This window comes from Desulfobotulus sapovorans DSM 2055 (assembly GCF_059569355.1).
This window is the reverse complement of sequence record NZ_JCANVJ010000028.1, coordinates 1-26,485: the sequence shown is the minus strand read 5'-3', so window position 1 is coordinate 26,485 and position 26,485 is coordinate 1. Positions and strand designations below refer to the sequence as shown.

24 protein-coding genes, 1 tRNA gene and 1 rRNA gene are annotated in these 26,485 nt (G+C 54.1%); 9 read left to right on the top strand and 17 right to left on the bottom strand.

The annotated features are described in order from the left end of the window. The first annotated feature begins 518 nt into the window (after positions 1–518). Positions 519–1,250 carry a metallophosphoesterase family protein gene (locus BR04_RS14850; RefSeq protein WP_496356809.1) on the top strand — a complete coding sequence of 244 codons (732 nt, stop codon included), beginning with the start codon at positions 519–521 and terminating at the stop codon, positions 1,248–1,250. A 260-nt stretch (positions 1,251–1,510) separates the two neighbouring features. On the opposite strand, the gene BR04_RS14845 is transcribed toward BR04_RS14850, so the two are convergent. Further along, the gene (locus tag BR04_RS14845; protein ID WP_496356808.1) at positions 1,511–2,206 is read right to left on the bottom strand and encodes a LysM peptidoglycan-binding domain-containing protein; all 696 of its coding nucleotides are present in this window, start codon (positions 2,204–2,206) and stop codon (positions 1,511–1,513) included. Positions 2,207–2,397: 191 nt separating this feature from the next. On the opposite strand from BR04_RS14845, the gene BR04_RS14840 reads away from it, so the two are divergent. Next, positions 2,398–3,249, top strand: coding sequence for a formylglycine-generating enzyme family protein (locus tag BR04_RS14840; RefSeq protein WP_496356807.1), 852 nt, complete (start codon positions 2,398–2,400; stop codon positions 3,247–3,249). A 28-nt stretch (positions 3,250–3,277) separates the two neighbouring features. Here the strand turns inward: BR04_RS14840 and BR04_RS14835 are convergent, their stop codons facing one another. Further along, entirely contained in the window at positions 3,278–4,222 is a 945-nt protein-coding gene (locus BR04_RS14835) for an alpha/beta fold hydrolase (protein ID WP_496356806.1), read from the bottom strand. Positions 4,223–4,588: 366 nt separating this feature from the next. Between BR04_RS14835 and BR04_RS14830 the strand changes: the two genes are divergently transcribed. Continuing rightward, positions 4,589–4,852, top strand: a complete 264-nt coding sequence (locus BR04_RS14830) for a cytoplasmic protein (protein WP_496356805.1) — start codon at positions 4,589–4,591, stop codon at positions 4,850–4,852. Positions 4,853–4,867: 15 nt separating this feature from the next. Then, the gene (locus tag BR04_RS14825) at positions 4,868–6,091 is read left to right on the top strand and encodes an aminopeptidase (protein WP_496356804.1); all 1,224 of its coding nucleotides are present in this window, start codon (positions 4,868–4,870) and stop codon (positions 6,089–6,091) included. 257 nt (positions 6,092–6,348) lie between these two features. Here the strand turns inward: BR04_RS14825 and BR04_RS14820 are convergent, their stop codons facing one another. Continuing rightward, positions 6,349–6,933 (bottom strand): recombinase family protein, encoded by a 585-nt coding sequence (locus BR04_RS14820; RefSeq protein ID WP_496356803.1) that lies wholly within the window; start codon positions 6,931–6,933, stop codon positions 6,349–6,351. A gap of 330 nt (positions 6,934–7,263) precedes the next feature. On the opposite strand from BR04_RS14820, the gene typA reads away from it, so the two are divergent. Next, complete coding sequence (typA, locus tag BR04_RS14815) at positions 7,264–9,090, top strand: translational GTPase TypA (protein WP_496356802.1); 1,827 nt, start codon at positions 7,264–7,266, stop codon at positions 9,088–9,090. A 60-nt stretch (positions 9,091–9,150) separates the two neighbouring features. Here typA and BR04_RS14810 read toward each other — a convergent pair whose 3' ends face one another. The 3 genes from BR04_RS14810 to BR04_RS14800 form a co-directional block, all read right to left on the bottom strand. Next, entirely contained in the window at positions 9,151–9,357 is a 207-nt protein-coding gene (locus BR04_RS14810) for a hypothetical protein (RefSeq protein WP_496356801.1), read from the bottom strand. Continuing rightward, positions 9,354–10,472: a tRNA-queuosine alpha-mannosyltransferase domain-containing protein gene (locus tag BR04_RS14805; protein ID WP_496356800.1), complete on the bottom strand. Its 1,119-nt coding sequence runs from the start codon at positions 10,470–10,472 to the stop codon at positions 9,354–9,356. Before BR04_RS14805 ends, BR04_RS14810 begins: the two co-directional genes overlap by 4 nt. 101 nt (positions 10,473–10,573) lie before the next feature. Next, positions 10,574–10,657: transfer RNA gene (locus BR04_RS14800), tRNA-Leu, on the bottom strand. Positions 10,658–10,925: 268 nt separating this feature from the next. On the opposite strand from BR04_RS14800, the gene BR04_RS14795 reads away from it, so the two are divergent. The 3 genes from BR04_RS14795 to BR04_RS14785 all read left to right on the top strand — a co-directional run bounded on the left by BR04_RS14795 (position 10,926) and on the right by BR04_RS14785 (position 14,409). After that, on the top strand, positions 10,926–11,540 hold the full coding sequence (locus BR04_RS14795; RefSeq protein ID WP_496356799.1) for a penicillin-binding protein activator LpoB: 615 nt from the start codon (positions 10,926–10,928) through the stop codon (positions 11,538–11,540). 114 nt (positions 11,541–11,654) lie between these two features. Then, a complete protein-coding gene (locus BR04_RS14790) occupies positions 11,655–12,686 on the top strand; it encodes an LPP20 family lipoprotein (RefSeq protein WP_496356798.1) in 1,032 nt (343 codons plus the stop codon). Positions 12,687–12,747: 61 nt separating this feature from the next. Continuing rightward, positions 12,748–14,409, top strand: coding sequence for a COG3014 family protein (locus tag BR04_RS14785; RefSeq protein WP_496356797.1), 1,662 nt, complete (start codon positions 12,748–12,750; stop codon positions 14,407–14,409). An 18-nt stretch (positions 14,410–14,427) separates the two neighbouring features. On the opposite strand, the gene BR04_RS14780 is transcribed toward BR04_RS14785, so the two are convergent. From BR04_RS14780 to BR04_RS14770, 3 genes are all read right to left on the bottom strand, one after another. Then, complete coding sequence (locus tag BR04_RS14780) at positions 14,428–14,964, bottom strand: hypothetical protein (protein WP_496356796.1); 537 nt, start codon at positions 14,962–14,964, stop codon at positions 14,428–14,430. Positions 14,965–14,985: 21 nt separating this feature from the next. After that, on the bottom strand, positions 14,986–17,211 hold the full coding sequence (locus BR04_RS14775; protein ID WP_496356795.1) for a DUF3141 domain-containing protein: 2,226 nt from the start codon (positions 17,209–17,211) through the stop codon (positions 14,986–14,988). A 628-nt stretch (positions 17,212–17,839) separates the two neighbouring features. Further along, positions 17,840–18,208, bottom strand: a complete 369-nt coding sequence (locus tag BR04_RS14770) for a PilZ domain-containing protein (protein WP_496356794.1) — start codon at positions 18,206–18,208, stop codon at positions 17,840–17,842. A 111-nt stretch (positions 18,209–18,319) separates the two neighbouring features. Here BR04_RS14770 and BR04_RS14765 point away from each other — a divergent pair, with 111 nt between their 5' ends. Then, positions 18,320–19,969 (top strand): phosphoethanolamine transferase, encoded by a 1,650-nt coding sequence (locus tag BR04_RS14765; protein ID WP_496356793.1) that lies wholly within the window; start codon positions 18,320–18,322, stop codon positions 19,967–19,969. A gap of 22 nt (positions 19,970–19,991) precedes the next feature. Here BR04_RS14765 and BR04_RS14760 read toward each other — a convergent pair whose 3' ends face one another. The 8 genes from BR04_RS14760 to rrf all read right to left on the bottom strand — a co-directional run bounded on the left by BR04_RS14760 (position 19,992) and on the right by rrf (position 26,343). Next, positions 19,992–20,771: an RsmE family RNA methyltransferase gene (locus BR04_RS14760; RefSeq protein ID WP_496356792.1), complete on the bottom strand. Its 780-nt coding sequence runs from the start codon at positions 20,769–20,771 to the stop codon at positions 19,992–19,994. Further along, positions 20,768–21,856, bottom strand: a complete 1,089-nt coding sequence (locus BR04_RS14755; protein ID WP_496356791.1) for a hypothetical protein — start codon at positions 21,854–21,856, stop codon at positions 20,768–20,770. The genes BR04_RS14760 and BR04_RS14755 overlap by 4 nt, the downstream gene beginning before the upstream one ends. 302 nt (positions 21,857–22,158) lie before the next feature. Next, entirely contained in the window at positions 22,159–23,994 is a 1,836-nt protein-coding gene (locus BR04_RS14750; RefSeq protein ID WP_496356790.1) for a caspase family protein, read from the bottom strand. A gap of 14 nt (positions 23,995–24,008) precedes the next feature. Beyond that, positions 24,009–24,245 (bottom strand): addiction module protein, encoded by a 237-nt coding sequence (locus tag BR04_RS14745; RefSeq protein WP_496356789.1) that lies wholly within the window; start codon positions 24,243–24,245, stop codon positions 24,009–24,011. Between the two features lie 250 nt (positions 24,246–24,495). After that, the gene (locus tag BR04_RS14740) at positions 24,496–24,654 is read right to left on the bottom strand and encodes a hypothetical protein (RefSeq protein WP_496356788.1); all 159 of its coding nucleotides are present in this window, start codon (positions 24,652–24,654) and stop codon (positions 24,496–24,498) included. Next, the gene (locus BR04_RS14735) at positions 24,648–24,881 is read right to left on the bottom strand and encodes a hypothetical protein (RefSeq protein ID WP_496356787.1); all 234 of its coding nucleotides are present in this window, start codon (positions 24,879–24,881) and stop codon (positions 24,648–24,650) included. The genes BR04_RS14740 and BR04_RS14735 overlap by 7 nt, the downstream gene beginning before the upstream one ends. A 168-nt stretch (positions 24,882–25,049) precedes the next feature. Beyond that, on the bottom strand, positions 25,050–25,913 hold the full coding sequence (locus BR04_RS14730; protein ID WP_496356786.1) for a formylglycine-generating enzyme family protein: 864 nt from the start codon (positions 25,911–25,913) through the stop codon (positions 25,050–25,052). A gap of 313 nt (positions 25,914–26,226) precedes the next feature. Beyond that, positions 26,227–26,343: ribosomal RNA gene (rrf, locus tag BR04_RS14725) — 5S ribosomal RNA — on the bottom strand. Positions 26,344–26,485: the final 142 nt, after the last annotated feature.

The window sequence follows — 26,485 nt, the reverse complement described above, 5'->3', positions numbered from 1 at the left end:
AAGATTCCTGGCATTTATCAGTGCGATGTGTGTGTACTGTATGAAGAAATGGGTTGCCTCTGGGGCAACTTCCGTAAGGGAGGTCATGGAAATGCTCAAAAAACGAAATAATAATACCCTAAATTCCAGAGATGTCCATAGGAAAATATCACAAAAAATACGGGATTTTCCCCTAATCCCCTCCAAACAGTCCATTGATATTTTCTGAACGGATTCCCATGTTGTTTCAGCTGCCGTTCCCACGCTGAAGCGCGGAAACGGCGGGGCCACTACTGCAAGGAAGCATGAGTACGGCTGTTCTCCGCTCTCGGGAGAATGACTTGGGATCAAGACAGGCCCTGGCACGGTAAGGCAGGGGCAGGGGAATAAACAGATTTCGAATGTCCGATGAACACCCTGCCCCTTTTCCCATCCAACAGGGTCAGAATCTTGACAATCCCCATCCTCCCCATGTAGAGCAGGACGAGAAAACAGCGGACTCTGCCAGATCGAGACACGGTACATTGACAGGAATCCACATGCACACATCCCTGGCCATCCTTTCTGACATCCACGGCAATGCCGAGGCCCTTTCCCAGGTTTTCGCCGATATGGATGCCCTGGGTATCCTTCATGCCGTCAGCCTTGGGGATAATATCGGATACGGCCCCTGGCCCAACGAAGTCGTGGCCATGCTGCTTGCAAGACAAATCCCTTCTGTCATGGGAAATCATGAGTCTGCGGTACTGAAAAAATCAGAACAGAAAGGATTCAACCCCAATGCCCGCAAAGCCCTCATCAAAACCCGCAGCCTTCTCCATGAAAGAACCCTGCGCAGCATAGAGGAATATCCCCAAAGCCTTTCCATGGGAAACCTCCGTTTTGTGCATGGCTGCCCCCCTGCGGACATCAAAACCTATCTTTTTCAAAAAAGTCCCCAGGAGCTGCTCCGTTTATTTGACAGCTTTCCAGAAACACTCTGTTTTGTGGGGCATACCCATGAAATTGGCGGAATTATCTGGAATAGCAACAAAATCAGTTACAAAACTCCATCATCAACCCCTTTTGTCCTGAAAAACAACACGCGGGTCATCATCAACTGTGGCAGCGTCGGCCAGCCAAGGGATGGAGACAACCGTGCAAAATACATCGTCTATGACTCCAAAACCCACAGCATCAGCCTGCGCAGAGTTTCCTATGACATTACCAAAACCGCATCTGCCATTGTGGAAAAGGGACTCCCCGAAATCTATGCACAACGTCTTTTTTGAGAACAAAAAAAATGCAGATGAAGGGTTCCCTGGAAAAAAAGACATAACCGGGCGTTCAAGGGACTGCATCCTGAACTCCTGAAAATCCTTGCAGCTATCGGTCAAGACGTCCTTTTGCCCATAGTTCAGAAAAATTTTCAGGTACGTTGCCAGAAGAAAACGGGAATCTGAAACAAACCTGCATGCTGTAAATCCGGATTCCGCAGCCAGCACACCCGACGGCCTCCCAAAGAATATCCAAGCGTTTCCGGCCCGGAACTCTAACGGGGAATCACAAGACGCTGTCCGGGATGAATGGGATCACTCTGGCGCATTTTATTGGCATCCAGCAGCACCTGAAGCGAAATCCTGTTTTTACGGGCAATGCTGAAAAGGGTATCCCCCTTCTGCACCCGGTATTCAGAGGGCGATCCCCCTGCCCCTTCCCGTGCAGGCACGGCTGTTCTGCGGGTCTTCACCTCCGGAGGCGTTCCGGAATGCGCCTTCACGGCAACGGATGTCACAGGAGCTGGAGCAACAGAAGCCGTTTCCTTGGCCTGACGCAGTGCAGGTACCGGCGCGGCTGCCTGAAGGCCCTCCACCTTTTTCGACAATACGGCAATCTGCTGAGAAAGATCCGCATTCATCCTGCGCAGGGTTTCCAGAAGCTCTGCCTGCCCGCCATCTTCGGAACCCGTGAGAAGACGCTGCATGCGCAACGCTTCCACACTGGCTGCCAGCCTGTCCAGACGTCCGGAAATTTCCGTCAGATCCACAGCCGCCTGGGTGCCCTTTTCTTCCACCTCAGGTATCCCGTTTTTCCATGGGAACAACAGAAAAAAAAGCGCCAGTATCATCACAAGGCAGCCCCCGATCCAGACAAAGGGCATCTCCACACTGCGATACCAGGCCTTTTTTCTGACAGAAGGCGCAAAAGCTGACTCAGGATCAACATCTGAACGAATCCTTGGATCCATGAAACCTCCCCATGCCTCTCCATGAGACAAAAAAACGTTTGAAGCCACAGCCTGGTTTCCCATGACCTGCGGCTCTTTTCAGCAAACCCGACACCTTGCGGCCTGACCTTGCCAACCTGACATTGACCGTTTCTTCACAGCATGTAACCATGCCACCGGATGCAATGAAAATCAAGCTCAGGAGAAACACCATGATGCCTTCCCCCTTCCGCATTCTGATCCTCACATTTTTTACAGGAATTCTGTACAGTCCCGCATGGTCTTCCGGTACCTTCACCAACAGCATCGGCATGACCTTCACCCTTATCCCGGCCGGAACCTTTCAGATGGGAAGCCCCCCTTCGGAAAAAAACAGAAACTGGGACGAAACCCTGCATACGGTAACCCTTACCCGGGGGTTTTATATCTCCATTACAGAGGTGACCCAGATCCAGTGGTTTGATGTCATGGGTACCACACCCTCCGCTTCTCAGGACTGCGGGGGGGACTGCCCTGTGGAAAATGTGTCCTGGAACGATGTCCAGGAATTTGTCCATCGCCTCAATGCCATGGAACAGACCCGGAACTACAGGCTTCCCACGGAAGCAGAATGGGAGTATGCCAGCCGTGCCGGTACCCGAACAGCCCTGTTTACAGGCCCCGTACGGGAAACCACCTGCCATCCCCTGGATCCGGCCATGGATGCAGCGGGCTGGTACTGCGGCAACACGGGATACCAGAGTCCTGCCTACGGCTTCAAAGCACAGCCTGTGGCTCGAAAAAACTCCAACGCCTTTGGGCTCCACGACACCCACGGCAATGTCATGGAATGGTGCCTGGATGCCTGCACCACCCGATCCAGCTTCACACGAAAAACCGGTGTTTTTACCAATACCTATCAAGAAGGGATCCGGGATCCTCTGTCCCGTTATGGCAGTCGCAGGGTTGTCCGGGGCGGAGCCTTTTTCCAGAGTCCGGAGCACAGCCGCAATGCCAATCGCAGTGCCTACCACCCCGATGTCCGGCGAAGCTATATCGGATTTCGCCTTGTACGCATGCAGTAATTTCCGGAATACATTCAGGAAACCGTACTCACAAATCCGCCAGCACCCCTTCTTGGGCAAGAAACTGATCAATGGCGGCCCAGAGTACCCGCTGAATGCCCTCCCTTTCCATATAGATCTCATGCCGGGCATCGGGTATGGAACAGTAATGCCCCCTTTCAAGAAAAAAAAGAGCCCTCTCATGCCAGATGGGATGCACTACCCGATCTGCCTGACCGGAAAGAAGCAATATGGGAACGGACAGTTTACGGGATGAGAGATCCCGCCAGAGCTGATCCATGGAAAGGGAGGCCGCATGCAGCCACCCCAGAGTAGGGTCGCCCATCTGTAAAGCCGGATGGCGTATCAGAAAATCCTGAAAACGGAAAAAATGCTCCGGATCTCCGGTCAGGGCATTCCCCCGAAAGGCCTTATCCGGCCGGAAAGCCCTGCCCGCCGGAACATAACTCTCCCCCAGTCCCAGAGTTGAAGCCACCCGGCAGATGGCCTTTACCAGCGCATAGGGAAGGGGACGGGTATCAATGGAAAACATGGGGGACTCCAGTATGGCGCCCTGGACATCTCCTGCACCGGAAAGCAGATGGCGCAGGGCAAGATGGGAGCCCATGGAATGCCCCATGAAAAGTACCCTGCCCGGATTCAGGGGCCTGACCACCTTTTCCAGTATCCTGCACAGATCCTCAAGGTAAAGATCAAAATCCCCGACATGTCCTTTGTGGGGATCGGCCAGCATACGCCCCGAGCCTCCCTGGCCCCGCCAGTCCATACGCAGCACAGCCACGCTTCTCTCCAGAAGCCGGGACGTGACACGATCATATTTATCAAGGCACTCGGCCCGGCCCGTCAGTACCAGCACCAGTGCCTTTCCCTTGTGCCAGTCCTCTGGAAAATCAAGGTGATACCGCAGTGCAAGCCCGTCTTTTCCCTTCAGAAAAGACGCCTCCCGAATCCATACAATGGGCTTTCCTCCCATCCCCCCTCCCCTTTTCTGATGACTCCCCTGACTCCGCCATCCCGTCTCAGGTGTTGCCTTTCCCTGAGAAGTAAGATCAAGACGCAAGATTTACCATTACAGCTTTGAATCCAGCGTTTCCATGCTGGAGCATGGGAACGCCAGCTGAAGACGGATGGGAATCATTTTGTCTTTTGAAAAGACTGTGCTACACCCCATACTCAAACAGGGGTGGCCTTCAGTATCTTGTCCGGGCCTGGTAAATCCGCTTCCTCCCTTACAAGTATGTGGCCTCCCCGCAAAGCAGGAAACCCTTCCCAGTGCTTTTTCCTTCTGGTACAAGCAGCGGAAGCCTCTCCCAAAGCCTCCAGCCCGATAAGGACTCCCATGACAGCAAATCGCCATTCCCATCTTTTTGTAGAACGTTACGAAGGCATCGGTGCCTTCGGTCTTGACCGCAAATCCGATGAAGAGACCCTTGCCTTCCTGCTCCAGAAATTTTCCGATGACACCTGTCTGGAAGCCCTTATGCCCAGGCTCAGCGCAGAAGACATGGAAGCCCTCCACGACCTCATCTATACCTGTCTGAAACGGCATTTTTCCGAGGATGAGTACCATGCCCTCTTCCTCAAAGACAACCACCACCACTGAAGCAAGGAGGGTTTCATGACCTCACCCTTTCTGAAGCGCTACGCCGATGTCCTCCTCTGGGCTCTGGATACGGCCCGGAAAAGCCCCCTTTCAGCAGAGGACGTGGTGCTGCTGCGCTACCATGCCCCGGCCCTTCCCCTGGCAGAAATCCTCTTTGAAAAACTGCTGGAAAAGGGAGTGCATCCCATCCCCCGCATCACCCTCTCTCCTGCCATGGAGGAAGCCTTTTACGGGAAAGGATCCGACGCCCAGATCGCCTTCCATGCTCCGGGAGAAAAAGAACTTTTTTCCCGCCTCAACGGCAGCATCACCCTGCATGCACCGGAATCCCTGACCCACCTTGCCCGCACCGACCCCGGACGTATTGCCTGTTTTGCACGCAGCCGCAAGATCTTCAAGGATATTCTCGATGAACGGGATGCCAGGGGAGATTTTGGCTGGACACTCTGTATCTATCCCACCGAAGAGCTGGCCCGACATGCGGGGCTTCCGTTTGAGGCGTACACGGAACAGGTTTTCAATGCCTGCTTTCTCGATATGGACAACCCCGTGGCCAGATGGCGGGAGATTCTTGAGAGGGCGCAGAAACTGAAAACCTGGCTGAGCAGCCTGAAGGTGGCGCACTTCCACATCCAGTCCGGGGACTGTGACCTGAAAATCACCCCCGGAGAACAGAGGCGCTGGCTGGGGCTGTCGGGACACAACATTCCGAGTTTTGAGCTTTTCATCTCACCGGACTGGCGGGGAACGGAGGGCAGCTTCTATGCCGACCAGATTTCTTTTCGCAATGGACACAGAATTTCCGGCGTACGGCTGGACTTCTCAAAGGGGGAGGTGATCCGGGCAAGGGCTGAGGAAGGGGAAGCCTTTCTGCACCGCCAGCTTGAAACCGATGCCGGTGCCCGGCGTGTGGGGGAGTTTTCCCTGACGGACAAAACCTTCTCGCGTATCAACCGTTTTATGGCCAATACCCTTTTTGACGAAAACTACGGCGGGGAATGGGGCAACTGCCACATTGCCATCGGCTCCGCCTATGCGGACAGCTTCACGGGCGATCTCCGCAATTTCAGCCCATCGGACAAAGACGCCCTGGGCTTCAATGACTCGGCCCTGCACTGGGATCTCGTGAACACCCAGCCCAAAAGGGTGGAGGCCCTTCTCCACTCCGGAGAACGCATCCTGATTTATGCGGACGGATCCTTTCTTCCCCCTGAAACAGATTCCCTCCATCCTGCATGAAACGGGGGAGGGTAAAAACCCTCCCCCCATTTCAGATTCTCATCACCTGAAAAACAAAATGGAACCGGCGTCCCTTCAGGGACTGAGGCAGAACACGCATCAGAAAAAACAATCTGATTACCACTCTGACTCAGCCATGCAGTCGCAGACTTTGCCCATGCAGCATGAACCCATCCTTCCCACGCTCCAGCGTGGGAACGATAGCTGAAGCAGGATGGAAATCAGTAAAAACAATGTGCCCAATACGGGACTTCCCCTTACTCTCCCGACATACGGCAGAGACGATGTATGGTCTGGGCATGCCATTTCCCCTTGCTGGAAAAGGTGGGAATCTGGTTTTTCTCAAGATATTCCGCGATCTGATCGTAGGTGGCACCGTCCTCACGCATGCTTCGTATGCGCTGGACAAGCATCTTACGCTCCTCGCGGGAAACCCTTCTTACGGGCATTTCCCCGGCATCCTCAGAAGAAGAAGCTTCCCGTTCTTCCCCCCCGTCTCCGGTCTGGGGCAGCCTGGCCAGCACCTCTCCTGCAAGGGGCAGGAGTTTTTCCAGCATCTCCAGCCTGCGTTCCTCGATATCCGCACGCCGGTCACAGGCATCCGCAATCTGCTGCACAGAGGTGCCGACGGCCTGAAGAAGCCCATGGATACCATTCAGGGCCTCCCCGATTCCCTGCAATATCGTTTCCGTGGCCTGATACGGACTTCTTCGCGGTGGTGCATCGCGCCGATCCGCACCTGCCCGGCGATCCGGGTGGGGATAGGGGGTACTGTGGCTTCTGCTGCTTCCCTGTGCACGATCTTTCTGGGCAGAGCGGAGGTTTTTTAAAAATTCATTCATCCCTGTTCTCCTTGCTGAAGATCTGACCGAAGGGCCGTTTCCCTCAGGGCAAAGGGGATCTGGCCCCGGGACACCCTGGATGGATGGAAAGGACAAACTTCAGGCCTTGCTGCCTGCATGAATAAAAAAGCAATACTTTCCGGCCAGTCTTTGTGCTATCGTCAAAAACGTTGTAAGGATGAAAAAACATACAGGATTGAAATAGGAATTGTCAATTGTATATTTTTTCATGTATAAAAAGCGGTTTTTTGCCTGCTTCCATCCAGGGGCTGCAAGCCTGCTTTTCACATTTTACATCCCGCCTCTTGCGGGAAGGCGCTCAGGAATCCCATGTCATCTGAAAATCTGCACCTGCGAAATATTGCCATCATCGCCCATGTTGACCACGGAAAAACAACCCTGGTGGACAGCATGTTCCGCCAGAGCGGGGTTTTCCGACCCGATCAGGAATTTGCCGACCGTATCATGGACAACATGGACATCGAACGGGAAAGGGGCATTACCATTGCTGCCAAAAACTGTTCTGTCCGCTATCAGGATACCAAAATCAACATTCTGGACACTCCGGGGCATGCGGATTTCGGTGCAGAGGTGGAGCGGGCACTTTCCATGGTGGACGGTGCCATCCTTCTCGTGGATGCCGCTGAAGGCCCCCTTCCCCAGACACGTTTTGTCCTGAAAAAAACCTTTGAAGCCAACCTTCCGGTGATTGTGGCCATCAACAAGGTAGACCGTCACGATGCCCGTATTCAGGAAGTGCTCAATGAAATCTACGACCTTTTCATTGACCTTGATGCCACGGAAACCCAGATCGACTTCCCCTGCCTTTACACCATCGGCCGGGATGGCCGTGCCGGTCTGTCGCCGGAAGGTCTTGAAGCAGACCTGACCCCCCTTTTCAATACCATCCTGGCCCATATTCCTCCTCCCAAGGTCAATCCAGACGGCCCCTTTTCCATGCTGGTCTCGGATATCGGCTATTCGGATTACCTCGGTCGCCTTGCCATTGGCATGATCCGCAGCGGCACTCTGAAAAGCCGGATGGCCATTGTGCGGGCCAGCGCCGAAGAAACCCTTGTTCCCTTCCGCCTCTCCACCATCCAGACCTATGAAGGCACACAGCTCGTCCGTACGGAAAATGCCCTGGCAGGAGAAATTGTGGTGCTCTCCGGCAATGGCGATGTGGAAATCGGGGATACACTCACCATCCTGGACAATCCCCTGGTTCAGCCCCGTATCCGCGTGGATGCCCCCACCGTGTCCATGCGTTTCACCACCAACAACTCCCCCCTGTCCGGCAGGGAGGGGAACCTTGTACAGTCCCGCAAAATCCGCGACCGGCTGGAAAAGGAAACGTTACGGAATGTGGCCATCCAGATCGAAGACACGGAAGACAAGGAAACCTTTCTGGTCAAGGGTCGCGGAGAGTTCCAGATGGCCATCCTCATTGAAACCATGCGCAGGGAAGGTTTTGAGCTGTGCGTGGGCAGGCCGGAGGTCATTTTCAAGGAGGAAAACGGGATCAAAACCGAACCCATGGAAGAGGTCTTCATTGACTGTGACGAAGCCTTCATGGGCATTGTGACGGAAAAAATGTCCATCCGCAAAGGCCGCATGGAATCCTTGATCAACAATGGCTCAGGCCGGGTGCGCATGCATTTCATCGCCCCCTCCCGTGCCCTGATCGGCTACAGGGATGAGTTTCTCACAGACACCCGGGGGACGGGCATCCTCAACGCCCTTTTTGCGGGCTATGAACCCTACCGGGGAGATTTTCCCAGCCGTTTCTCCGGCTCCCTGGTATCGGATCGTCCGGGACAGGCCGTGGCCTACGCCCTCTTCCATCTGGAACCCAGGGGCGAACTTTTCGTGACACCGGGATCTCCTGTCTACACAGGCATGATCGTCGGTGCCCATGCCAAGGCCAATGACCTGGACGTGAATCCCTGCAAGGAAAAAAAGCTGACCAATATGCGGGCTTCGGGCAAGGACGACAACGTTACCCTGCGCCCCGTCAAACCCATGAGCCTGGAATCCGCCCTGCAATTCATCGCAGAAGATGAGCTGGTGGAAGTAACGCCTTTGAGCATCCGCCTCCGCAAAACCTGGCTGAACCCCCAGGAACGGCAGAGAAACCGGAAAGAAAAAGGGCTCTGATCATCCCCTCGCAGGGGCAGATTTAAAATCTGTCCCTGCACTCCCCATCCGTCCCTGCCTTTACGCCTGTCCGTAATTTTCCGGATCTTCCACATAGGACTCAAAATCCTTTTCCGACAGAAACCGGGTTAACATCTGGTTCAGGGTTTCCGCAGGATCAGGCTTTCCGCCCTGCTCCCTGGCGCATCGTTTGGAATGCTTCACAACAGCAGCCAGGGTTTCAGCGCTCAGCGAAATTCTGGCATGAACGGTAACGGTGTCAGTCATGGAATCCTCCTCTTTTTCATATGGTTTGCGGCCAGAACCATATCCTTCAAGGCCGCGTCAAAAGCATGAACCCGGTATTGCCAGTCAAACCCCGCCGCCCAGGACACCAGGGAAGAGAATCCCTGCATCTCCTGGGAGGAAAGCGTAAGAAGACTCTCCAGACGCGCCGCAAGATCAGCTGTGTGGGTATACAGCAGATCCTTATGAAACACAGGCGGTAAAATCTCCGGATAGGAAAGCCTTGACGGTAAAAGGGGCACACAGCCTGCGGCCATGGACTCCACCACCGCCATGCCAAAGTTCTCCTGAATCGCCGTACTCACGGCGATGTGGGCCGAAGACAGACAGCGGGCATACGCTTCACGGCTCTCAGGATAGTCCTTTGACACAAGATGCGCTTCCAGCGCAGCCATTCCCTTCAGAAAACTATCCGGAACCCGTACTCCCCTGGCTCCAAGAAGCAGGAGACGAAAAGGCACCCTCCGTTTTTTGAGAAGAAAAAGGGCCTCAAAAAATTCCCCAGGATTTTTATCATGCTCCCATCTGTGGTTCCAGACGATGCAGCGCGGCTTATGGGAAAAATCCTTGTTCCCCTGCCCAAAACCTCCAAGGTCACATCCCGGATAGAGTACCTGACTCTTTTTTTCAATAAGATCCAGTGTCCAATCGATCCGGGGTTTTGGAAAACGGCGAAGAACGGCTGCGGCCGTTTCCAGAAAACGGTTTCTGTGGGAACGGGAATTAAAGGCAAGACCATCTGCGGCAAGGGCTGAGGTCAGATCCGTCATGGCGGGATTCAGATCCGGCGTACTCAGAGGTGATGGCGGATAGTCGAACTGATTTTCATGAAAATAAAGAAAAACAGGGGGGCAGGCCTCCCCCGCCAGCCCCTTGAATTCGGCAAGGGCCATCATATTGGTGGTGAAAATACCCTCATAAAGGGAAAGATCCGGCAGCTCTTTGAGAAAATCCAGGGCAGCGGAACGCATCCGCCATTTCCAGTTCCGGGGAGGCAGAGTGCGTACGTCAAGCTCATGGGGCAGCAGAGAAACAAGACCGTCGAGAAAGGCTTTGTGGGATCCCCCATAGTAAGGCTCCAGCATTAAAAATCGCATCCTTATCCCTTTCCCTGTCCCTGTCCGGCACATTCCCTGCACTCAACACAAAGAAACAAAAAAAGGAAGTCCGGTACCCCCGGTCTTCCTCTTCTGTTCTGTGGTACCGAAGGGGAGACTCGAACTCCCACGTCAAAGACACCAGATCCTAAGTCTGGCGTGTCTGCCAATTCCACCACTTCGGCCTTGCAGCAGTTTCTACGGTATTTTTCAGCACCGGTCAAGATTCAAGAGGAAAAAGGTTCTCTGGCATCCGCCAGGAAACCGGAAGGCCAGAAACCGCACTGTCCGGATCCAAATCCGCTCTCCTGTACGCTTCCCAATTGACTTTCCGTTCCCGGTACTTTAGAAAATTGCTATTCTTACTTTTTCACCAAGGTATCCGGATTTACCGGATTCTGACCGTCACAGTTCTTTTCATGAAAACACATGCCACATTTCAAGGAGGATGCCATGCCCCAATTCAGATTTCTGTCCATTCTTGCACTCCTTGCCCTTTTCGTCAGCCTGGCAGGCTGCGGGGGCACAACGGTCAAACGTGTGGATCCCAATGAAGAAATCGCCCTCACGGACAAGTGGAATGCCACAGACTCCCGGCAGGTCTCCGAGCAGATGATCACCGACATGCTGTCCTTTCCCTGGGTCTCCCAATGGCAGAAAAGCAATCCGAAAAACCCCCAGCCCACGGTCATCGTACTGGGCATTCGCAACCGTTCCCATGAACACATTGCGGTAGACACCTTTGTGAATGATATCCGCAGAGCACTGATCCGTTCCGGCAAGGTGGACTTTGTGGCCGGAGGCGAGGTTCGCTCAGCCATCCGTGAAGAAAGGATGGATCAGGAATTTCAGGCGACAGCAGAAACCGCAGCAGCCATTGCCCAGGAAACGGGAGCCAACTTCGCCCTTTCCGGATCCATTGATTCCTTTGTGGATCAGGTGGATGGACGTCGGGCAACCAGCTATCAGATTGACCTTCGCCTCATTGATATGACCACCAACAAGGAAGTCTGGACAGATCAGAAGCGTATCCAGAAATTCCAGGAACGCAGCAAATTCCGCTTCTAACAAAAAAACAGAACGCATCTTACAGAAGGGATTTTCAGAACGCCCTATTCTCATCGTCCTCATGGTGGGGATGGATCCTGAAATCCCTTCTCTTATGCAAAAAGGAGACATCCCATGTCGAGACCTCTCTTCAGTACGTTGCTCCTCTGCCTTTTCATCCTCAGCGCCTGCATGGGAAAAGGTATGGAACCCCAGACTTTGGCGAAAGACCCCGCAGCCCGACCCGCATGGACAACGGCTCCTCCCCGCAAAGCGGGCTACGTTTTTGGTGTCGGCAGTGCCGCCACCTACGGTGAAACCCGCACAGGCATCCAGCGTGCCCAGGAAGCTGCCCGGGTGGATCTGCTCTCCCAGCTCCGGGTGACGGTCAGCGGTGTCACCCAGAGCAGCACACGGGTTGAGGGCAGTGACCCCCAGTTTGTCAGCATCCAGAAAGTTGTGGAACAGCAGGTCAGCAGCCGGGTGCATGAGATTGAAATGAGCGGTATTGAAATCCTGGAAACCTGGGTGAACCCGCCTGAAACGGAAGTATGGGTTCTTGCCAGGCTCAACCGTGCCCAGACGGAAAGTGATCTTCTGTTCCAGCTGGATGATATTGAGGACAGACTGCTGAAAAGGGGAACAGGAAGCGGCAGTACCCTTGAGCGGGTTCGCCATATTCTGCCCAGCCTCAAGGATCTCGAAGAACGCCGTAAGATTCTGGAACAGATCGCTTTTCTTGCTGCGGGAAGTCAGATTCCGGACAGGGAAAAGGGCAGTGAAACCGATGCCCTGCAAACGGAGATACGTCGCATTCTTTCCAGCCTGACCATACGCATGGATGCGGAAAATGATGAAGCCGTAAAAATGCAGAACATCATCGGCCAGACCTTAAACAGTATGGGATTTGCGCTGCACAGCCAGAATCCCGACCTTATCCTCAGCCTGAATCTTTCCATGAATCCCGTCAAAAGGGGGAACCTTTTCCATATGGTGACCCAGGCCCAGGGCCAGGTGAAAACCCCTGAAGGCCGTATTCTGTACTCCCTGAATGAATCGGGCAGATCCTCCTCCAGTGACGCAGGTGTCGCCCGCAGCAAAGCCGCAGAGGAAATGGCCCAAAAACTGGCGGATGCCCTGGCACGGGGACTTTTCCAGCACCTCTGATCCGACCTGCGGTACCTTTTTTCTGAATCTTTCTCGCAACCCCACACGGGAGTCACCCCATATGTCCATCCCAAAACAGCATACCGCACAGCGCCTTATGCTTCCTGTGCTTTTTCTGCTGCTCTTTATTCTGAGCGGATGCGCCTCATACGCAAAAAAAACAGATGCCGTCAGTGTTGCTTTTCGACAGGCCAATTACACTGAAGCCGGTACCAAACTTCAGGAAATTCTGACAGCAGACAGGGATGCCCTCCTCAAAGCTATGGAGCTGGGTTTGATCCGGCACGAAGAGGGGAATTACAGGGAAAGTAACCGCCTGCTGGAAGAAGCCTATGAAATTTCCGAAAACCTCTATGGCACCAGCATCACGGATCTGCTCACCCGCTCTGCCAGCAACGCCACCATGATTCCCTATAAAAGTGAAATCTTTGAACGGATCTACATCCATTATTATAAAATGCTGAACTATATTTATCTGGCCGAAGAGGATATCAGCCGACAGGAAAGAGATCGGCTGCTTGACGGGGTTCGCATTGAAGGCAGACGGGCTCAGACCCTGCTGGATTCCCATCTTATCGCAGCAGGATCCTATGAAGAGGCGGAAGAAGACAAGGCCAAACTGCTGAACCAGTTGCTGGATTTGTTTGCCAAACTGAACGGAGAAGTGTTCAATCCCAGAGAACTGACTTTCCGGGACAACGCCTTTCTTCATTACATGATTGGTGTCATGTATGAAATCTATGGAGAGCTGGACAACGCGCGTATCAGCTATGAGCGAAGCGCCAATGTTTATGAGAAGGGGTATGTCAAGCAGTACGGACTGAGTCCGCAGATGATAGATCAGGCAAAATTTGATACTGCCCGCATCCTGAAAACCCAGAGAGACTCCCGCTGGCAGCGTGTTATGGAGAGTCTTTCCGATACGGAAATAAAAAACCGTATCCAGCAGTACCTCCCTGGACAAAATGCCGAACTTCTTGTCCTTCAGGAAGTCGATATGAGTTCTCCCAAGGGAGAGTTGAACCTCCTTATGCGTCTAAATAAAAATACCAATGAACTGAACATCAGCCCTATTCTCATAGGCACACCGGAGGAAAAAGCCTACCAGCTTTCCTGGTTCTACTACCTCTACGCCCCCAAAGGGATTCTCGATGCTGTCCAGCGTATCCACCAGGAAGGTCGCTACAATCCCAATGAAATCCGTCCCAAAACCGTAGGAATCGGCCCTCTGCTTCCCGTTATCAATCAGATTCCAGGGTTGTTTCAGGCTCTGGAACTGGGAGTCCGCCTTGCCGTTCCCCTCTTCTACTATGATGACGCCCCTTTCAAAAGCCATCTGGCGGTCAACGGCAAGGCCAGAGGAGTCCTTCTGGATGCGGACAATATCGCAAGCCTGCACATGGCCAATACGCTGGTGCAGGCACAAAGCGTACTGACCGAGGCCATGGCCGTGGAAGCCTTACGGCTTTCCACCTGTGTCCTGACAGGTATGCCTCCCTACGGATGTTCCCTGATGGCAGCATCCACCTGCATGGCAGATACCCGCTCCTGGCTCACCCTGCCCCATACCATCCGTTTAAAACGGCTTACCCTTCCCCCAGGGGAATATACCCTTCGCATCACAAGCGAAAATGCTGGCTTCAGACGGGAAGACGACGCCACCGTCCGACTTGAAAAAGGAGACCATAAAATTATCCGGAAACGGAGTACCTACAATCCATAGAGAAGATTTTCCAGATCATCACCCGCCATAACGCACCATACGCCAGATTTTTTCACCGCCCCAGAGGGCCAGTCCTGTACTCAAGAATGCAGGACTGGCCACTTCTGGGGATGTACCGGCAAGATCCAGCCTCTTTTCCTCACAAAGCCCGTGAACCAGCTGAACCAATGCCTCTTCCGCAACCCCTTCACAGGACAGTCTGGCAAAGGCTCTTTTTTCATTCAGGCATAAAAAAGGGGCGGGAAAAGACAGGGCCTGGAGCATGGCCACCAGACCTTCCCCTTCCCTCCCCCCTTCAGGACGCAGCAGAACCCGTGGACCGGCCTGTACATATTTGGGGGGTCTTCCCAACTGACTGAACTGCTTTTTCCGGACAACAAGTCCACCATCCCTGTGCAGGCCTGCCAGAAAAGCCTCCAGGTCGGAAAGTCCTGTACAGGGCTGGAAAAAATGCCTCTCCACCCTGTACTTTTTAACCACCTGCATCCTGTCCATAAGGACGATACTCACCCAGAGTCCCCGTCCCTGTTCTTCCTGAATCCCCACAAGAAACACGACCGATACCCCTCCCAGCTATCAGGCAAGCTCCAAGACTATACGCAGGCGATCCAGCAGAAGACGCTCCGTCTCCGCCAGATCCGCATCCGCATGGGCAAGACGCTCTGCAATATGACAGGCCTCTTCCCGATCTTTTTTCAAACGGATCAGTCCGGGCAGGGCTGCCAGTGCAGCCTCCCTGTCCACCTGCAACATGCGGGACTGTTCCACCACCATCTTCTTGAAGGTTTCCGGCTTCATCCGCCTCAGTTTGGCATGTTCCAGAATCACTTTCTGGGCCACAAGCAGCTCGCTCTGGTCAAAAACCCCATCCGCATTCAGAATCGCAACCATGATACGTACAAGCCCTTCGGCAAAACCACCGTCCTCCATTCTGGAAAGCCAGTATTCCCGATCCGACTGCCGCTGCATTTCCTTTGCCTGCATTTCCTCTTCCGGCTTTTTACCATGGATCAGCCCCTCAATGGCCGGGGCAAAAAAGAATTTCATGGCGGGATTGTCATAGATGGACTTGAACAGAAACTCGTCCCGCTTATCCCGCACATCCCGATAGAGGTTGAGACTTTCCTCCATGAGAACCGAGAAGGTACCCTCCATACGTGCAAAGGCATTGTTCTTTCTGTCTACGCTCCTGCGGTGTTTCTTCACCTGGGGTGCCAGGGTTTTAAAGGGCAGCATGAAGGGATTGAGATCCGAAAACAAATACCGCTGCACACGCAGAGGATGAAGCTGCTTCAGCGCTTCTGCCGTGTAGCGGTTTGACATTTTCTGCACCACGGGGCTGAAAAAAAGCTTATAGAAATAATCGTTGCCCTGGGAAAGGGTGGATACGGGGACAAAGGCCTCCTCATCGGCCACACCGTCATCATAGCTCAGAATATGCTCCACTGTCCGTTCCTCAAAGCGTACCTTGTAATCATTCATCCAGGGTTTTGAGGGCTCATCCTCAATGACCATTTCATAAAGCCCAGGAGCCAGATAAGGAATCATTTCCACGGAACCGATGATCTGGTTATGCTCTTTCTGGGCCACTTTGGCGGAAACAAAGATCCCCAGATGCCCGATGTCCTTGTGCACGATATAAATAATGACCTGTTTGTGCCGTTTCAGATCTTCCGTGGTTTCATATACCTTGGGAATCCAGTTCAGGGCCTGCTGGGGAGGTGTGATATTATCGCCGCTGGAGGCAAAGATCACAATGGGATCCTCAAGCTTCTTCAGATCCAGAACCTGCCCCTCCTGAAGCCAGAGCTTGCCCCGTTCCAGACGGTTGCCCACAAAAAGATTCTCCACGATGAAATGGATCTCGTCACGGGTCATCATGAAGAAACCGCCCCACCATTTCTCAAAATCCAGAAAACGTTCCTCCTCCGTATCCACCTTGTCATAGACACTGTACAGCTTGGTCCAGTAGGTGTTGGCAGGATTCAGGTTTTCAAAATTGGCCACCAGGTTTGCCCCGTCAAAAAAACCATTTCCAAGATCACTGAGCAGGGAATTCATCCAGATACCGCCAAGCAGTCCTCCCTTGTACCGCATGGGATTGGCCCCATCCACACCGGACCAGTAGGAAAGCGGCGATCCGTTTAAAACCAGGGGACCTGCAATATCCGGGCGATCCGCCGCTACCAGGGCCGCAGCCCATCCCGCCTGACAGTTGCCAATGATGGCGGGTTTTTCCGCATCGGGATGCCTGTGATGCACCTCTTCCAGAAAACGCACCTGGGCTGCCTGCACATCCGCAAGGGTCTGCCCCTTGCAGGGCTGGGTGTAAAACAGCATGAAATACACGGGATGCCCGTTCCTGAGGGCCATACCGATTTCAGAATCCTGCTTGGAGCCACCGATACCCGGCCCGTGCCCTGCACGGGGATCAATGACCAGAATGGGTCTTTTGGGAAGGGATCGCTTCTGGACATCCGGTGCTGAAGCCTCCTCCCTGCGCTCCATTCCTTGCGGCCGGTCAGGCTCGGGAGTCCTGCGGCTTTCAAGGATACGCACCAGAGAAAAATTCACGGGTCGCTCAAAGGTGCGGGCATCCAGGATTTCTTCATAGTCAAAAACCAGTACAGGAGGCTGACCCTTCTCCAGATGCTCCAGATAGATGTTGCCCCTTTTACGTAAAATATCCCAGAACAGAATCTGACGTTGCAGGGAATCCGTGAGGTAAGCCGTCAGATCCTCAAGCTTCCCTGAAAGGGGAAAGGCCTGGGCCACTGTGTCAAAATCAAAAAAGTTTTTCATTTTTCCCTCTCAAAACAGGCTCTACAAGGTCAAGGCGGCCCCCCCCCGCCACGTTACAACGGATGCCCACCATGCGTTAAAAATGTCTGGAAATCCAGCCTTTTTTAAAAAGATCTTTCTGACTACGATCTTGCTTCAGCTATCGTTCCCATGCTCCAGCATGGAAAGGCCCTGCCGGGCGCTCCTGCGCCCAGAGCCAGTATCCTCGGGAATCCCTTCTCTGGAAACTGGATATGGAAAGTGCCATCGGCTTTGTACGAAAACGGCCCAAACCTCTGGCCCTCGATGTTTTCAGTGAAGACAAAAATCTGTGTGAGAAGGTGCTGCGGGGAACTTCTTCCGGCGGGGCCTGCATCAACGATACCCTGGTGCATCTGTCTTCCCACCTCCTGTCCTTTGGGAGGGGTGGGGCCGAGTGGCATGGGATCTTATCACGGAAAGGCGGGGTTCCGGACATTCTCCCATTACAAAAGTCTTGTGGAAACCAGCACAAGGAGGGATCTTCCCCTGCGTTACCCGCCTTATCCCAGATGGTTTCAACGCCTCATGGGCTGGATATAGAAACCGTCTTCAGCCGAGGCCGCAAGAATCCGCATCTGGAATCCATCCCGGACAGACCCGATGCGGATCAGATCATTTCCATGAAACGCAGAATACGATGCCGATCCGGAGGAACCAGATACAGAAAAGAACAGCCAATCCCAACCTGCTCAAAGCCTTCGGACTGGGTGACCCACATGACCTCCACCACAGCAGGGGCTGTTAAAAGGCTCATGGTCTTGCCCTTTACGGCCATGAGACGAAAACGGTCTCCCTTCTGCCACTGAAGGCCAGACCGGGAAACAAGGCTCAAAGCCAGACCGCCTTCACTGATATTCAACACCCGGACAGGAATAAGCTGTCCTTCCTTGATCCAGACCTCACCTTCCACAACATCCTTGGCTGAAAAATAAACACGGGGCCATCTGCGCTGTTCCTTCATCGCGATATCCTTCATGACTTAAGTCTTGAGAAAGGGGGAAAACGACGGTAAAGAATGCAGGCTTGATTTTTACCGGGCGTCTAGAGGTGCCCTCAGGGCACAACCATACAAAAACAGGGTCACACCATGAAAATCCCGTACCTCAAAATTTTTACCCGACTCTGTGTCCATGGACTGCTGAGTTTTGCCATTGCCCTCTGTCTCATGCTTCCGGGGTTGCTCTTCACCTGGTTTCATCCGGCCAACATGCTCTGGTTCAATGAAAAATACTTCTGGATTTTTTGCGGTTTCGCCCTGCTGCTGACCGGATGCGGCAGGTTTCTCTTCATTGCTCTGGTACTGGGCATACTGGGCCTTCTCGAAATCACCCAGTTTGCCTCCCTGGCCTATTTCGGAGACTTCATCAATCCCTTCTGGATACAGCAGATGTTCATTGAGGCAAAAGATGTGGGACAAGAAGCGATAAGCAGTACCTTCCGTCTCTATTTTGTCCCCGTTTCCGTAATAATCCCCTATACCTGTTCCGGACTTCTTCTTTATGCCACAAAAAAATTCCGATGGAAACTCCCCTATATGCCCCTGCTGGTTACCCTTATCCTGATTTTCCCGGGTGTCCGGATGAAGGTACACAGTGACTCCGATGATATTTTCAGCTTTTTTCCCATCATATCCGACCCATCCCTTGTGAACAGCCTGCAAAGCTACTATGCCTGGCTGAACTTTATCCTGCTGCCCACAGGCAGCAGCGAAGCCCGTCAGGTCTTTCCCGCCTACGAACTGGAACATCATGACCTTCCGGAACAAAAAAGGACTGTGGTGCTGGTCATGGGCGAAAGTGCCACTCCCAACCACATGTCCCTCTATGGATATCCAAGAACCACCACCCCCCGGCTGGAGGCCTTAGCCAAAGAAAACGATGCCTTCATTGCACGTCTGGGGATTGCCAGTGCCAACGCCACACGCTCCAGCCTTCCCGCCTTCTATACCGTGCAGTATCACCCCCTGGATACCCTTCCCATACAGAGCCAGACCAGCAACCTGTTCAAACTGGCCAAGGCCCAGGGTTTCAGCACCTTTTACATCTCCGCCCAGAACATCAACTGCCTCAATGGCGTGAACACCTCTTACATTGATTTCATCGCCGCCTTTGACCACCATCAGAAGCTCTTCCAGACGAAAAAAGACGACGCCATCCTGGAACTTCTGAAAAATCTGAACCTTTCCGACAGAAATTTCATTGTCCTCCACCAGAGAAATTCCCACAGCCCCTATGCCGGCAATTACAGCCACAGGCCGGAATTTGACGTCTTCAGTTCAGAAAACGCCACACGGGAAGAACAGCACATCAATACCTTTGACAATTCCATACGCTACAGCGACTGGCTGTACGCGGAAATCATCGCGTATTTCAGAAAAATTGCCGCAGCAGACGGCTCCACCCATATTTTCATCACATCGGATCATGGGGAGATGTTCGGTGAAAACGGACTGTGGGGGCATAACCATATGGACATGGAAAACTTCAAGGTTCCCCTCATGTACTACGGCATTGGAGCCGATCCCCGTTTCGTGGACACAATCCGCTCGCAGAAGGTGATTCCCCACTACACCCTGGGGCTTTCCATTGCAGAGCTTTTCGGCGTGACCATCCGGAATCCCTCGGAAGAGAACACCATCTTTTACGCCAATGGCGTGGCCGCCTTTGGAAAAAGCGGCTATCTGCGCTTCCGGATCAGCCCGGAAGGCGCCATTCAGGACATCCGTCTGCTGCGCTGACCCCGACCCTGCAACAGAGACCTCAGACCATGGGAAAAGCGCTGTGGTACCGGGCAAGGCCCACAGCCATGATGGCAGCAGTTTCCGTTCTCAGAATCCGTCGTCCAAGGGTAACGGGATGCGCACCTGCCCGGCGCAGGGCGGTCACTTCCTCCCGGGTCAGCCCCCCTTCCGGGCCGACCACCAGCACAAGGCTTCCCCCCGCATAGCGGGACAGGGCTTCTGAAAAATGAAGCTCCCGTTCCCGCTCATCCAGCACCAGACACAGACCCGCAGAAAGCGCAAGTTCCAAAAGGCCCTCAAAATCCCTGGCAGGAAAGAGAAGCGGCAGATCCGGCCTGCGGCACTGTCGGGATGCCCTGCGCAGAAGATGGGGCCAGCGGTGGGATTTTTTCTGGCCCGCATCCCGCGTTTCAAGGCTGGAAGAGCGCTGGGAAACAAAGGGATGCAGCGCATCCACCCCCAGCTCCGTGGCCTTTTCCAGCACCAGTTCAAAACGCTCCTTTTCAGGAAAGGCCTGACAGAGATGCACAAAAGGCTCGGTAGGGGGGATGCCCAGATCCTCAAAACAGAGGGCCGCAGCAATCCGGCCCTTTTCTCCCAGCATCCGTGCCCGGAACAGGCGTCCATCCGGAGCCGTGACCGTCAGAACCTCCCCAGCCCTGGCCTCCCATGCGGCCAGGGCCTGAGAGGCCGTCTCCGCAAGGGGAACCTCCTGACCCGCCACTTCCGGAGTTGCGGCAAGAAAAATGCGGGATTCCTCTCCCCCGCCATTCAGGGAAACCTCCCGTTCTGGTCTCATGGCCGGGTTTCCACCACCAGAACGGAAACGGCACTGTCCTCGGGCAGTCTGTCCAGAAAATCCGCCAGCACCTCGGCCCCGTAACTGCCTTCCCCTTCCATCAGCCCCTCCACATCGCTCAGATGGCGAAAACGCACAAGGGAGCCGGGCCTTTGGGTCAACACGGCAACATAGGTATCAAGCTGGGCCACCCCCGGCTCCAGAATGGCGTTGGTAAAATACTCCCCGGACGGCTCAGGAATACGTGCCCCTCCCCCTTTCACGCCAAGATTGTCTTCCATGAGGCTCACCCGGCCATCGGGGTAGACATTGAAAAGGGACAGGTAGCCGGAGGCAAAAGGCCCTTCCATGCGGAACACCACCTCATCTCCGTGGTGCAGACGGTTCGGATACCGTTTTCCCGAAGGATTTTCCATGAAAAGCTCCATATCCCCGGAAGTGTGCACGGAAAAATCAAAAAGTCCCTTCACTTCCGCAATGGGAAGGGATTCGCTGCAAAGCCCCAGCACCCAGCCGCCGTCCCTGCGGGAAAGGGAAAGGGGCAGAGAGCGCGTACCGCTTCCCTCAGGGGAGGTGAGAAGCTGACGCAGACGACGGGCCATCTCCCCTTGAGTCAGGGCTTTGGGGCCTTCCAGATTCAGGGTTTCAGGAAGGGAAAGCCCTTCTCCTCCCCAGCGCCTGCGGATACGTTCCGCAAGGATGTCCGCATCGGGCCGGAGATCCACTTCCAAAGCCACATAATGCACCCCGCTTCTCGGTGCGTGGTAAGTGCGGTCGGCGCGATGAATCTGTCGGCTGGTCTCAAGGGCCACCTCCTGGGCCACCCTGCGGTGCACACTGCCGTCGGTATCTTCCGTCCTGCTTTCGATACGGGACTTCACATGCACCTGCATCTGCCGGGAGATGTCCGCCAGGGCCATGGCATCGGCCTCAGCAAGGCTTTCGCCCTCCCCCACCCCGCGCAGGATGTTTTTTTCGGAACGCAAAGAAACGTACCAGTCCGGATGCAGATCCGGAACAGGCCCGGAAACAGATTTGCTGCCGCAGGCGGCAAGACTCAACAACAAGAGGGGAAAGATCAGCATACAAAAAAGCACGCCTGCTCGCCTTAGGGAAAAAACCGCCATCAAAATGCCTCCTGTGGACAGGCTCAGAACAGAAACGGGGCCTGTCCTCTAAAGTCCTTCAGAAAGACCCTGCCCCTGAAAAACCAGTCTGATTACCACCTTACTTCAGCGATCGTTCCCATGCTCCAGCGTGGGAACGCACTGCCGGGCGCTCCTGCGCCTGTTCTTACCTCTGAGAGAAAGGGCATGGAGGCAAAGACAGACCTGATGCGGCATGGCTAAGCCATGGCAGGAATAAGACAAATCCTTGCCTTTGCACCTTATTTCAGAGTTGCCAGCACCCGCCCAGGATCTCCTGTCATCAGCGGGTTCTGCTCCCTGCCGGATTCCCGGCGGGCCTGGTAGGGTACTTCCTTTTTCAGATAGCCCTGCATCTCCTCTGCCGTGATACGGCCATCGCGGTTTTTATCCGCATCACCGGAAAGCCCCTTCAGGAAAAAATACGTAAAAAGGCTGTGCCCCTTTTCCCCGTACCAGGTGGCCACCTGCCCCTTATCCGTGCTGGTAAAAACCACCGCATTGTTGACCATGCGGTTGGACGGCACGTTCCGTACCATGGAACTGATGTTTTTGAACAGGGCACCGCCCCCGGATTCTCCGGAAAAGCAGGCATCCAGGGCCACGGTAATGGATTTCGCAGGCAGCTCGTCGAGGTTCCCGTAGAGAAGTTCCAGAGAATAGCCGTTGGCTGCGATATAATCCGGACTGACATTCACGGGAACAAGGTAGGCGGCCTTGCCATCCGGCCCCGGAGCGCCGTGCCCGGAGTAGTAGATGAACACATCAGACTCCCCATCCCGGATAAAATTCCGCAGCTTGCCCTTCCTGTCCTCCCGTGTTCCGAAAACCTCCCGCAGATCCGCCCCCGTGGCATTGGGATAGAAAAGAATGTTCTTCTCGTCATAGCCCAGGGTGGAGATGAGATATTTCTTCATGATGGCCGCATCCCGCTCCGCATAGGCCACGTCCACCACCCCCTTGCCCTGGGCCGCATAGCGCTGGTTGCCGATGATCACCGCCACGGCATGGGGATTGGGTCTCGTTGTCTTGGGAATGTTTTTCAGAAGCTCACTCTCCTCCAGGGCCACAGGCGCTGAAACCGCAGCTACGGGCTTGCGGATACCCGCCAGCAGGGCCTCGGCCTGACCGCCGCTCCCTTCGGTTCTCCGGTTTCTCGCAACCGCCTCAGGCACATCAATGCTGGCAACATCACCAATAAAAGCGGCAAAAAGCTTGTCGTAGGCCTCCCTGGCCATGGCCGCATCGGGATATTTTTCATGGATGGCTTTGGCACGGCCAAGGGACTGGGGCTTTTCTCCCCTGCCGTATGCGGCATACAGGGAAGCCACCTCTTCGGAAAGAATTTCATCCCGAAGGCCCTGAACAGCACCGTTGCCGGAAAAGCTTTTTTCCGCAGACGTGGCGGCGGAAAGGGCCGCATCCATACGGCCCAGGGCCGCAAGGCTTAAGGCATGGCTGCGGGCCCCCTTGGGATCAAAGGTGAGACCGGAAAGAACCGCAATGCCCGCATCCGCCTTTCCCTCCTGAATGGCCCGCAAGCCTTCGCTCATGCGGATATCCAGCACCTTATCGTAAAGGGCGGCAATGCGTTTTTCAGAAGACCATTTGCTTTTGGCGGCCCGGATGCTGTCCATAGCCTTCTGATCCTGGCCCGAAAGGAGAAGGGCTTCCGTATGGATGTGGACATATCTGGGGCTGCTGGCATCGCTTTTCACCGCCGCTTCCGCAAGGCTTAAGGCCCGTGCAGGGTTTTTCCCGGTCTCCACATACATGGATGCAAGGTTGGCCTGCCACTGGGCTTCTCCCTTGGCCTTTACCGCCTTTTCCATGGCTTCAATGGCTTTGTCCGGAGCACCAAAACGCCAGTAGGCCATGGCAAGGTTGGCGGCATATTCCGGCTCAGGGCAAAGGGATTCGGCCTTGATGAAAAGCTGAAGGCCCTTGGTGCGATCCTTACTGAACTCTTTGGACGCCTTCGCCGCAATGTCCGAGGCCACAGGGCAGGTGTTGGCAAGGGCCGGAGCGGCAAGAAGCAAAAAAAGGGCAAGGCCTGCAAGGGGTTTTACGGGGTTCATGGTTGCCTCCTTGATTATATTGAAACGGTATTGTGTATATTTTCTTTTGCCTCTTCCCAATCCATGTACACCTCTTCTCCCCTTTCAAGGAGGGCCTCCCTTTCTTCAAGGACGCTTTTGTGCCATTCTGGGGATGGCAGCAGCGTACCTCCTTCCCGGCAGAGTTCATCCCACAGCAGCTCCATGGCAAAAATTTTCTCTTCAACGCTCATGGCTTTCAAGGACTGAACCAGACCCATCGGATCCCCCATTTTCTTTTTCGTACTGGCTTTAAAGAAAATACCACCTCAAAGAGGCCGTGCTTTCCTGCACGTTCTTCGTCCGGCAGGCCGGAGCGAGAGAGAAGACGGGACACGGGACGCACACGCATTCTGTCCGTGAACGGCCCCCCCCGCCTTCCCGCGTACTGCAAGGCGAAACCCCAGGCTGTTGTTGCGATTGGCCGAACGGCAATTCCTGGCGTTGTTGTTCCAGCCGCCGCCCCGATTGACGCGGCGCTCTTCAGTGCGCCTTCTCCCCCAGAAGCCCACGGCTTCGCAGCATAAAGGTATCCGCAAAGGCCATATGGGCAAAAACAGAACGAAGACCGTCCTCGTACTGCGTTTCTGTGATGTTTCCTGTCTTACAGGCTTTTTCCCTTTCTTTCAAACCTTTTAACATGCGTCTCCGGTTGGGGCGGAAAGCTGCAGGTCGAGTTCCGGCGGCGGGCTTTCTCCTCCAGCCAAAGGGTCGCAGAAGAGAAGAACCGTCCAGTAACTTCTGCCCCCCTCCTGAAAAAACTCCGCCTTCCAGGAGACAAGCTGTTTGTTCAGGAGAAAACGATCCAGAAGGCTGTCATCAAACCCGCCTTTTTCCGGATGAAAGGGAAAGGTCAGAATTCTGAACATGAATCCTCCTGAGGGGTAGGGAAGGCTTCGTCCGGCGGCTCGTGTTTGGGACGTATGGCCATACACCCGGCCACGTCCCAAACACGAGCCGCTTGGGGCGGCCTTCGGCCGCAAAAAGAAAAAGGAAAAAAGCGCCACAAAAGGTAAAAAAGTTAAAAGGACAAAAGGTTAGAATCCTGCAAGGCGAACCCCCAGGTCGTTGCTGCGACTATCCGCCTCGCGCCTGCGATTGGCCGAACGGCAGCTCCCGGCGTAGCTGCTCCAGCCGCCGCCCCGATAGACGCGGCGGCCGCTGCCTGCCGCATATATGGGATCCGTTCCAGGCAAGGTCTCATAATAACTTTTGTACACATCCTGAACCCACTCATACACATTGCCATGCATATCATACAGCCCCCAGGCGTTGGGTTTAAAGGAAGCCACCTTGACGGGGGTTCCTCGATAACTACCGCTGGAGCATCCGGATAAGGGATAGTTCCCGTGATAATTGGCATCATCTGTGGAAAGGCAGCGTCCAAAGGCAAAGGGCGTTTCCGTTCCCGCACGGGCCGCATACTCCCATTCCGCTTCCGTGGGCAGGCGTACCGTTAGGGTTTTATCCATAGCATTCAGTTTTTTTATAAATTCCTGAACCTCATTCCAGGAAACATTCTCCACCGGGCAGTCTTTGCCGCAGTTTTTATAGTCAGAAGGGTTCTTTCCCATCACCCTTTCCCACTGCGCTTGCGTCACTTCCGTGGTCATCATGTAAAAATCTTTGGAAATCCTGACCCGATGGCGTTTTTCATCATCATCCCTTTGAGGCTCATTTTCAGGAGACCCCATCCAGAACTCCCCGGCAGGAATCTTCACAAAGGTCATCCCCAGAGAATTGGTGACTTTATCTCCGGAAACTGTCCCGCCGGAAGAGGCCCCCTTTGTCCGGTAATCCTTTTCCCACACGGGAATAAAAGCCTCATCCACCCACCCAAAAACTGGCAGGATCAGAAATGAAAAGACCACCAGCCCCATAAAAATTTGCCGCAGCACCATGCTTCCTCCACGCTCTGAAATCCGTAAAAATTCCCAAAAAACCTCAAAAAAAGATGCTCCCACCATAAACCATAGAGGCCACAAGAAACAAGTTTTCCGTATAAAAAACAGATCGGGAAAAAACAGTCTGATTACCATCTTGCTTCAGCCATCGTTCCCATGCTCCACCGTGGGAACGATGGGTTCAATGCTGCATGGACAAAATCTGCGATTGCATGGCTGAATCAAAAGGGTCTGACCCCTTTTTTCGGCAGCAACAAAAAAACGCCCCGTCTTCGAGGTAATTTCACCTTGAAGACGGGGCGTTAAAAGAATCCGGCGGCGTCCTACTCTCCCACACAGTTGCCCATGCAGTACCATCGGCGCAGTCAAGCTTAACTTCCGTGTTCGGGATGGGAACGGGTGTGACCTTGACGCTATCGCCACCGAAAATTGTATTTCGATGTTATATTTTTCTAAAGAACTAAAGGCTTCTACACCTTTTTGCTCCACGCGTCGAGTTCTTTTATTCCTTGGTACGAAGCTTTTTTACGCATTCTCCTGCAGAAAAGATCACCAATATTGTGGCTAAG